The sequence below is a fragment of the Streptomyces bohaiensis genome (assembly GCF_012033785.1).
Taxonomy (GTDB): domain Bacteria; phylum Actinomycetota; class Actinomycetes; order Streptomycetales; family Streptomycetaceae; genus Streptomyces; species Streptomyces bohaiensis.
In genome coordinates this window covers 1-2,907 of the sequence record NZ_JAAVJC010000419.1, presented here as the reverse complement: position 1 = coordinate 2,907, position 2,907 = coordinate 1, and the positions used below count along the sequence as shown (strand labels likewise).

Sequence of the window (2,907 nt, the reverse complement as noted above, 5' to 3'; positions counted from 1 at the left end):
GGCGGGGTCCCACCCGCCGGGTGCTCGCCGGCGGCGTCCGGCACGTCGTCCGGGCTGCGGAGCGCGCCGCTGACGCCGTCGCGGTCCTTGCGGGCGGCCTGATGGCGGGCGCGGGCGCTGCCGGGCTCCGGCAGCGTCAGGGTGAAGGTCGACCCCTGGCCCTCGGCGCTCCAGACGTCGACCGAGCCGCCGTGCGAGGCCGCGACGTGCTTGACGATCGCGAGCCCGAGCCCGGTGCCGCCCGTGGCGCGCGAGCGCGCCGGGTCGACGCGGTAGAACCGCTCGAAGATCCGCTCGCGGTCGGTCTCGGAGATCCCTATGCCCTGGTCGGTCACGGAGATCTCGATCTGGCGCTGCTGCCGGCCCGCGGCGGTCCCGCCGGGGCGCGGCACCGGGAGGTGGCTGACGGCTATGGCGACCCGGGTGGAGGGCGGGCTGTAGTTCACCGCGTTCTCGACGAGGTTGCCGAGGGCGGCGGCGAGCTGGCCGCGGTTGCCCCAGACCCGCAGGCCGGTGGTGCCGCCGCTGGCCATGGTGATGTCCTTGGTGGTCGCCGGCTGCCGGCAGCGGTCCATCGCCTCGGTGACGAGCTCGTCGACGCTCACCAGCTCGGCGTTGGTCAGCGGGTCGTTGTCCTGGACGCGGGAGAGGTCTATCAGCTCCTGCACCAGGTTGGTGAGGCGCGTCGCCTCCACCTGCATGCGGCCGCCGAAGCGGCGCACCGTCTCCGGGTCGTCGCAGGCGTCGACCACGGCCTCGGAGAGCAGGGAGAGCGCGCCGGCGGGCGTCTTCAGCTCGTGGCTGACGTTGGCGACGAAGTCGCGGCGGACCGCCTCGATGCGGCGGGCCTCGGTGCGGTCCTCCACCAGCAGCAGCACCAGCCGCGAGCCGAGCGGGGCGGAGCGGGCGGAGACGGCGAGCACGTCGGTGCGGGAGTGGCCGCGGGGCGGCAGCTCCAGTTCGCGCTGCCGGATCTCCCCGTCGCGACGGGTGGCGCGGGCCATCTGGAGCATGGGTTCGACCGAGAGCCGCCCGCCGCGGACCAGGCCGAGGGCGTAGGCGGCCGAGCTGGCCTTGACGACGCTGTCCGCCTCGTCGAGCACGACGGCCGAGGAGCGCAGCACGGAGAGCACCGTGTCGACCCCGGCGGGGAGCGTGGTGGGTTCGGGGGCCTGTACGGCGGCGCGGTGCGGGCGGGTCCGCTCGCGCTCGCTGATCCGGAAGGCCAGCATGGCGACGACGCCGGTGCAGAGCCCGACGAGCGCTGCCACCGCGGCGACCGCCGTGTTCACGTCCATGTCCTCAGGTTATGCGGGCGGCGCACAGCGGCCACAGCGCTGCGCGACGATGCTCGTCCGCAGGCCGGAAGATGTTCACCTCGGGGAAAGTCCCGGTTCACCTGGAGCCGCGCGGGGCGACTCCTTGGGGGCGGAGCGTGGAACGGCAACGGGCGGGTACCGGTTTCATTGCCGGACACCGCGGCCCCCGACACAGGTGACTCGGCGGCTCGTAGAGTGGTTGGGACCGGCTAGGAAGGTACACAGATGCGTGACGCTTATCACGAGGAACTGGACGCCATCAGCGACAGCCTCGTGGAGATGGCCCGGTTCGTCGGCTCCGCCATGGGGCGGGCGACCACGGCGATGCTCGACGCCGACCTCAAGCTCGCCGAGAGCGTGATCGAGGCGGACAGCAAGGTCGACCAGATGCACCGAGACCTGGAGAACAACGCCATCGCCCTGCTGGCGCGCCAGCAGCCGGTCGCCACCGACCTGCGGATCGTCGTCACCTCGCTGCGGATGAGCGCCGACCTGGAGCGCTCGGGCGACCTGGCGGAGCACGTCGCGAAGGTGGCCCGGCTGCGGTTCCCGGAGTCCGCGGTCCCCCGCGACCTGCAGGCGACCATCCTGGAGATGGGGCAGCTGGCGCAGCGCCTGATGGCGAAGGCCGCCGAGGTCCTCATCACCAAGGACGTCGAGCTGGCGATGCAGCTGGAGCAGGATGACGACGAGATGGACACGCTGCACCGCACGCTGTTCCGCCACCTGATGGACGACCGCTGGAAGCACGGTGTCGAGACCGCCGTCGACGTGACCCTGCTGGGCCGCTACTACGAGCGGTTCGCCGACCACGCGGTCTCGGTGGCGCGTCGCATGGTCTACCTGGTGACGGGCGAGCACGCGGACGAGTTCGAGCCGGAGTCGCTGACCCAGGCGGTCGCCGCGGAGAAGACCGCCGAGAGCTGAGCCCGCGTGCGGCCGGAGACCGGTCGCCACAGGCACGACACCGCCGCCGTCCCCGTCCGGGGGCGGCGGCGGTGTCGTGCGTGCGTGCGAGGTGCGGGCGGTCGGTGGGGCGGTCGGCGGGGCGGTCGGCGATGGGGACCGGGCGGGGCCCGGCGGCCGCGGCGCCAGGGTGCACGGCCCGGCGCCCTGTCGCACCAGGGGGCGCTGGGGTCCTCGCGCGCTCCGCCCGGGGCGCGGCCCGTGCGCCGTGGTGTGCTCCCGCCGGGGCGGTGTCCCGCGGGTAGCTGCCGGGGCCACGGGAACGGTACGGGCAAGCGGAAATTCTTGAGGAGGAATTCCCATGACCCACTTCATCGCCCCCCTGCGCGGCTGCAGCTGCGGTTCGAGCTGCTCCTGCGGCTGCAAGTCCGGTGGCTCCTGCCAGTGCGGCGGTGCCTGCAGCTGAAGCCGCAGCCGACGGCCCGCGGTCCGCGCCTCGCCCCGACTCCGCCCCGGGCGGCCGGGTCACGTCGCGCCCCCGGCCCCGGTCCCCCGCTGTGACCGCGGGGGGCCGGGGCCGTTCGCCGTTCGTGGCTCGGTCGACGGGCGGCGAGCGGCGGGACGAGCCGGGCGGCAGGGCCCCGGTCCCGACGCGCGGCGGGCGGCGCGTGACGGCCGGGGC

At 74.4% G+C, this 2,907-nt stretch carries 2 protein-coding genes; one reads left to right on the top strand and one right to left on the bottom strand.

Features of this window, described 5'->3' with window-relative positions:
• A partial coding sequence (locus HCN52_RS23465) for a sensor histidine kinase (RefSeq protein WP_168090435.1) occupies positions 1–1,298 on the bottom strand: 1,298 nt, incomplete at its 3' end.
• A 246-nt stretch (positions 1,299–1,544) separates the two neighbouring features.
• Here HCN52_RS23465 and phoU point away from each other — a divergent pair.
• Entirely contained in the window at positions 1,545–2,246 is a 702-nt protein-coding gene (gene phoU, locus HCN52_RS23460) for a phosphate signaling complex protein PhoU (RefSeq protein WP_168090434.1), read from the top strand.
• Positions 2,247–2,907: the final 661 nt, after the last annotated feature.

Excerpts from the sequence above, each read along its gene's own strand:
- phoU (WP_168090434.1), top strand. The coding sequence starts at position 1,545 with ATGCGTGACGCTTATCACGAGGAACTGGACGCCATCAGCGACAGCCTC.